This window comes from Geitlerinema sp. CS-897 (genome assembly GCF_028368005.1).
GTDB lineage: Bacteria > Cyanobacteriota > Cyanobacteriia > Cyanobacteriales > Geitlerinemataceae > Baaleninema > Baaleninema simplex.
Genome location: NZ_JAQNCQ010000239.1, coordinates 1 through 5,410 on the forward strand (window position 1 = coordinate 1; position 5,410 = coordinate 5,410).

Genomic DNA, 5,410 nt, shown 5'->3' on the forward strand with positions numbered 1-5,410 from the left:
AAGAGTACGTTAAACAACAAGAAGTGCCTCGTGAAATAAAATAAGGACTCGTTGCACTCGAGTTGTTTGGTGGTCGGCATTCCCCACCCACTAACCTTGTCAGGTCTAGTGGGCGACCCCTGCCGACATTTAGTTGGAAACATAGATTTTTCCAATGTCTCGATCTTTTTTGGAGATACACAAATCCATTCTTTTGTCAACCCCCTCGTAGCCAGTCCGAGCGTTCTGCACCGCTCGAACTCGATCGCTGATTGCAAGCCCCCGATTACCTATAAACTGGTACAACACGAACGACTGAAGACTCGATCGAAACAAGCGCGTGAACGACATTCTCCAAGGGCTTAACATCTATCTCGTCGGGATGATGGGAGCGGGAAAAACCACAGTTGGAAAACACCTCGCCCACCAACTCGGGTATCGGTTCCTCGATACAGACGCCATCATCGAACAAGTGACGGGAACCACGATCGACGAGATTTTCGCCAACGAGGGCGAACCGGCGTTTCGAGACATCGAACACCAGGTTTTAGCTGGCGTGGCGGCGTATCAACATTCGGTCGTCTCGACGGGCGGCGGTATCGTCACTCAACAGAACAACTGGAGTTACTTAAAATACGGACTCGTGGTGTGGTTGGACGTTCGGCCCGAAACACTGTTCGATCGCCTCCGAGACGACCGTAGCCGTCCCCTTCTCAAAGAAGCCGATCCCCTGGCGACGCTGAAACAGCTTTTAGACGAACGGCGATCGAAGTACGAACAAGCCGATCTTCATCTATCTGTCAGTGGCGACGAATCCCCCGATCGCATCGTCGATCGCCTCATCGCCGCCATTCCTTCTGTTTTAAAACCATCCGTTCGACCTCCCCATGAGTTTAACGCTTAAACAAGTCGTCCCTTGGGGGCGATCGCTCGACGACTACATTCAGATGTTCGATCTGACGGACGAGGACTTGAACGGAAGTATCCTCGACTGTGGGGGCGGACCTTCGAGTTTCAACGCCGAAGCCACCCAAACCAGAACCCGCGTCGTCTCCTGCGACCCCATCTATCAATTTTCCACCGACGATCTCGAATCCCGAATTCGGGAAACCTATCCCATTATCCTCGAAGCGCTCGAGTCGAACGTCGAGAAATTCGTCTGGGAAGACATTACCACGCCCGAACACTTGGGACAGGTTCGTCTGGTAGCGATGCAACGGTTTCTAGAAGATTTCCCAACCGGAAAACAGCAAGACCGCTATCTCGCCGAATCCTTACCGAAACTTCCCTTTCCTCCCGCGACGTTCGACTTAGCTCTCTGCTCTCACCTGCTGTTTACCTATTCCGAACAGCTCGACCTCGACTTTCACCTTCAGGCGATCGAGGAAATGTGTCGCGTCGCTCGCGAAGCCCGAGTGTTTCCTCTAATTACGAACTTTTCCGGAGAGATTTCTCCTCACTTACAACCCGTCATCGACCGATTATCAGATCGGGGGTACGCTGTCTGTATCGAAGATGTCAAATACGAATTTCAAAAAGGAGGAAATCAGATTTTGCGCGTGTTTCCTCCCGACGGTTCCGCGACCTGAAATTCCGGTATACTCGCATTACCGTCAAGCACAACAATAGCCCTTCGATGGAACACGAATATCTCAAAAAAGACGAGGCTACCCGAGTTCGCGTTCTCAGTGAAGCTCTCCCCTACATCCAACAGTTCGCCGGACGCACCGTCGTCGTGAAATACGGGGGAGCCGCGATGAAAGACAACTCGCTCAAAGACAAGGTCGTCCGCGATATCGTTTTTCTCTCCTGCGTCGGACTGCGTCCGGTGGTGGTTCACGGCGGCGGCCCGGAAATCAACACCTGGCTGGGAAAACTGGGAATCGCCCCTCAGTTTAAAGACGGGTTGCGCGTCACGGACGCTCCGACGATGGACGTGGTGGAAATGGTTCTCGTCGGACGAGTCAACAAAGAACTCGTCTCTCTGATCGAACAAGCAGGCGGTTCGGCGGTGGGGTTGTGCGGAAAAGACGGAAACCTCATTCAAGCTCGCCCTCAAGGAAAAGAAGGGATCGGTTTTGTCGGAGAAGTGGCCTCAGTCAATCCAGCACTGATCGAATCTTTGGTTTCGGACGGTTACGTTCCCGTCGTCTCCAGCGTTGCCGCCGACGAAACCGGACAAGCCTACAATATTAACGCTGACACGGCGGCGGGAGAAATCGCCGCTGCCCTCAACGCCGAAAAGCTGATTTTGTTGACCGATACGCCGGGAATTTTACGGGATTATAAAGATTCCTCGACGTTGATTCACCAGTTAGATATTCAGCAAGCCCGACAACTCATCGACGACGGGGTGGTGGCTGGAGGGATGATTCCTAAAGTGAATTGTTGCGTACGATCGCTCGCCCAAGGAGTTCACGCCGCCCACATCCTCGACGGACGGATTCCCCACGCTCTACTTTTGGAAATCTTCACCGACTCCGGGATCGGTTCGATGTTAGTGGCCTCGGAGTATACGATGTATCGCTAGCGGGAAAACGGGGTATTGTGTTGCGATCGATTCTGGGGGAATCGATCGCATCTGGCTGAGTTGCCAGACAAACCAATAGCGATCGTCAAAATGTTGCCACGAGTCGATCGATGCGATCGCGAGCTGCCGCGATCGAGTCCTCTAATTTTTGCCCACCATATTCATCGTTTTCGATATTGATAAACTCGATATCTGTGACGCCCAACATCGAAAAGATTTCTGTTAGATAGGGATTGAGAAAATCCCGTTTCTCGTTCCGTTCGCCCGGCGCGAACCCACCATCGCCCCGTGCGGTCACGACAAACATTTTTTTACCACGAACCAACGGTTCGTACGGGAATTCTGGATTTTCTTCCGGGATGTAAGCCCAAGTGCGATCGATGCGGACAATATTATCGATATAGGCTTTGAATCCACTGGGAACCGTCCAGTTATACATCGGCACACCGAAAACATAAATATCAGCCGCCAAAAACTCATCGACGAGTTCCTCGCTAACGCGCAACGCTTCTTCTAAATCTGGAGTTCGCTGTTCTGGGGGGGTAAAAGCCGCCACAATCCAAGCTTCAGTTACGGGAGGAGCGGGGTTACGCCCGATATCGCGATAGGTCACGCTCGTCTCTGGATGTGTTTGAATCCATCGCTCGACAAACACTCTCGTCATTTTACGCGAGCGCGATCGCTCTCCGCGCGGACTCGCATCGAGATGTAACAAACGAGCCATCTTTGAGAATCTCCTTTTCGATCGTATTCCGTCGTCAAATCGGTTACGATCGCAGATTAGACGAATTCAACGTGTCGGTCTATCTGAATCTTGCGTCATTATCAAAATCTTGCTGCGAGTTTCAAGAGGTCAAAACTCTGATGGCTAACTCTTCTCACGCATCGACCCCTGGCACCACTGGAAAATTGGCACTCGAACCGACTTCCCCCCTGGCCTCGAGTCGAACGCTTGGATGGGAATCTCTGCTCGTCCGAGAATTTCAGGAACCACCGTGCAGTCTCGAGCGATCGGAGATGTGGCAAGACCACACGATCGTCCTGTGTTTAGCACCTCGTCCGCACCGCATCCACCACGTGGTTGGCGATCGTCGCTACACCGGAATTTATACCCAAGGCGATATTTCGATTACACCGGCGAAACTTCCTATTTCTTATCGAAACGAAGGGGACGATCGCTATTTGCACGTTCAAATGTCGCCCCAGTTTTTGCAAGAGGTCGTCCGAGAAGCCCTGGAGTTAGACTCAACACAAGTCGAACTCGTCACAGAATTTCGCGTCCGCAATCGGCAAATCAAACAAGTTTTATTAATGTTGCGGGCAGAGTTATATCGAGGCGAGGGTCGGGCAGGACAGCTATATGTCGAATCCCTGGCGAACGTCTTGGCGGTCAGTTTACTGCGAGAGTATTCTACCGCCCGACTTCGTGTCGCACGGTACGAGGGAGGGTTAGACGATCGCAAGCTCCTTCAAGTTCTCGACTACATCAACGACTCTCTCGATCGAGATCTCAAATTAGCAGATTTGGCGCAGTTAGTCGGAATCAGTAAATTTCACTTTTGCCGTCTGTTCGATCGATCTATGGGCGTTTCGCCTCACCAATATTTACTACAACAGCGAGTCGAACGGGCAAAGCAATTACTCAAACGTTCTCAGCTTCCGATTTCAGATATTGCGTTGCAATGTGGGTTCAACAGTCAAAGTCACCTGAGTCACGCCTTCCGCAAACTGACTGGAGTGACACCCAGTGCTTACCGAAAAGGCTAAGCGTCGTCGAGAAATCGATCGTGCTGCACTCTAATGATGCTTGTCAGTCACAATCCTTTCGTGGCAAGGATTCAAAAAACAAAGTAGCATTACTCCTCATGACTACTCTACTTTTTTACCAATTTATTGAATCGAGTATTTTTATTCATTGCATTTCTGAGATGTCTCTTTTTTTTGGGCATCACCTCAACACTTCGACTTCGCTCGTTTCGACTCCACTCAGCATTGATACGGAATCCCGTTATGAAAACCCCGTTTTGCGGCCCTCGTCGTCAAGTCCATGTATGCAAGGACTTGAATCGATTTTGGGCGATCGCGTTAAAAGGGGGTATGGGGTGCGGATTTCGTATGAGTCCGAGCGGAGTCGAGGACTCAACTTTTCGAGGAACGACCCAAGGTATTGTGGAAGGTTTAAACAACAAGTTAAAGCTAATTAAACGCAAAGTTTATGGATTTCGTAATTTCTGCAACTTTGAGCTTAGGAGTCAGCTTTCTATGATTTTTTCAGATTGATTTTGCATCTTAAGCTCGGCAGAGTCCTTCTTATTTACGTAATCTTGAAGATGCCGCATAGAAATTCTGGTGACCCTAGCAATACCGGCTAACGAAATTTTTTCAAGCAGAAGTCGATCGACTAATTCCCAGGTTTCTTCAGAAATATGTTGATATTGAGATCCCTCAACATACTGACGACCACAATTTTTACATTTAAATCTCTGCTTTCCATAATAGGTGTGACCATTTTTGACATGATGTTCACTGCCGCATTGGGGACAAATCATAAGCATACACTACAGAATAATCTTTTCATCATTACTGTATAATATCACCGAAACGAGATTCGTTCAACTTCTGTATGTATCTACGCAGTGTAGATGCCAGCGAAGCTTTAAAAGCTGCGGACTTGAAGAGGGCAGAAGAGGTGTATCGAGAAATCCTCGAGGAACTGAAAGCCCTCAACGATCCCGCCGTCAACGATAAAATTGCTGCTATCTAGGGCTTGCTGAATAAGTCTCCAGAGCGAATTCTGATGCCGTACAGCTTGCCCAATGGTCGTTTTGGACTCTAGCTTCCCAATTGAATCGGTAATCGCCGACGAAAATCCAAGGTTTTTGAGCTTCTCGATCGGAAAAC

6 protein-coding genes and 2 pseudogenes are annotated in these 5,410 nt (G+C 49.8%); 6 read left to right on the forward strand and 2 right to left on the reverse strand.

Features of this window, described 5'->3' with window-relative positions; translation table 11 throughout:
- Positions 1-319: 319 nt before the first annotated feature.
- From POG22_RS15050 to argB, 3 genes are read left to right on the forward strand one after another with little or no spacing between them, the layout of a single operon-like run.
- Positions 320-883, forward strand: a complete 564-nt coding sequence (locus POG22_RS15050) for a shikimate kinase (protein WP_498906154.1) — start codon at positions 320-322, stop codon at positions 881-883.
- Complete coding sequence (locus POG22_RS15055; RefSeq protein ID WP_498906155.1) at positions 867-1,568, forward strand: SAM-dependent methyltransferase; 702 nt, start codon at positions 867-869, stop codon at positions 1,566-1,568. The genes POG22_RS15050 and POG22_RS15055 overlap by 17 nt, the downstream gene beginning before the upstream one ends.
- A gap of 47 nt (positions 1,569-1,615) precedes the next feature.
- Positions 1,616-2,509 carry an acetylglutamate kinase gene (gene argB / locus POG22_RS15060; protein WP_498906157.1) on the forward strand — a complete coding sequence of 298 codons (894 nt, stop codon included), beginning with the start codon at positions 1,616-1,618 and terminating at the stop codon, positions 2,507-2,509.
- Positions 2,510-2,594: 85 nt separating this feature from the next.
- Here the strand turns inward: argB and POG22_RS15065 are convergent, their stop codons facing one another.
- Positions 2,595-3,233, reverse strand: coding sequence for an FMN-dependent NADH-azoreductase (locus POG22_RS15065; protein ID WP_498906158.1), 639 nt, complete (start codon positions 3,231-3,233; stop codon positions 2,595-2,597).
- Between the two features lie 140 nt (positions 3,234-3,373).
- Here POG22_RS15065 and POG22_RS15070 point away from each other — a divergent pair, with 140 nt between their 5' ends.
- Both POG22_RS15070 and POG22_RS15075 read left to right on the forward strand, forming a co-directional pair.
- Positions 3,374-4,276 carry a helix-turn-helix domain-containing protein gene (locus tag POG22_RS15070; RefSeq protein WP_498906160.1) on the forward strand — a complete coding sequence of 301 codons (903 nt, stop codon included), beginning with the start codon at positions 3,374-3,376 and terminating at the stop codon, positions 4,274-4,276.
- Positions 4,277-4,657: 381 nt separating this feature from the next.
- A pseudogene (locus POG22_RS15075) lies at positions 4,658-4,789 on the forward strand (transposase); the annotation flags it as partial.
- A gap of 26 nt (positions 4,790-4,815) precedes the next feature.
- On the opposite strand, the pseudogene POG22_RS15080 reads toward POG22_RS15075, so the two are convergent.
- Positions 4,816-5,058 (reverse strand): annotated as a pseudogene (locus tag POG22_RS15080) (IS1/IS1595 family N-terminal zinc-binding domain-containing protein); the annotation flags it as partial.
- A gap of 74 nt (positions 5,059-5,132) precedes the next feature.
- Between POG22_RS15080 and POG22_RS15085 the strand changes: the two are divergent.
- Positions 5,133-5,273, forward strand: coding sequence for a hypothetical protein (locus tag POG22_RS15085; protein WP_498906162.1), 141 nt, complete (start codon positions 5,133-5,135; stop codon positions 5,271-5,273).
- Positions 5,274-5,410: the final 137 nt, after the last annotated feature.

Coding starts and splice junctions, on each gene's coding strand:
- POG22_RS15055 (WP_498906155.1), top strand. CDS start 867: ATGAGTTTAACGCTTAAACAAGTCGTCCCTTGGGGGCGATCGCTCGAC.
- argB (WP_498906157.1), top strand. CDS start 1,616: ATGGAACACGAATATCTCAAAAAAGACGAGGCTACCCGAGTTCGCGTT.
- POG22_RS15065 (WP_498906158.1), bottom strand. CDS start 3,233: ATGGCTCGTTTGTTACATCTCGATGCGAGTCCGCGCGGAGAGCGATCG.
- POG22_RS15070 (WP_498906160.1), top strand. CDS start 3,374: ATGGCTAACTCTTCTCACGCATCGACCCCTGGCACCACTGGAAAATTG.
- POG22_RS15085 (WP_498906162.1), top strand. CDS start 5,133: ATGTATCTACGCAGTGTAGATGCCAGCGAAGCTTTAAAAGCTGCGGAC.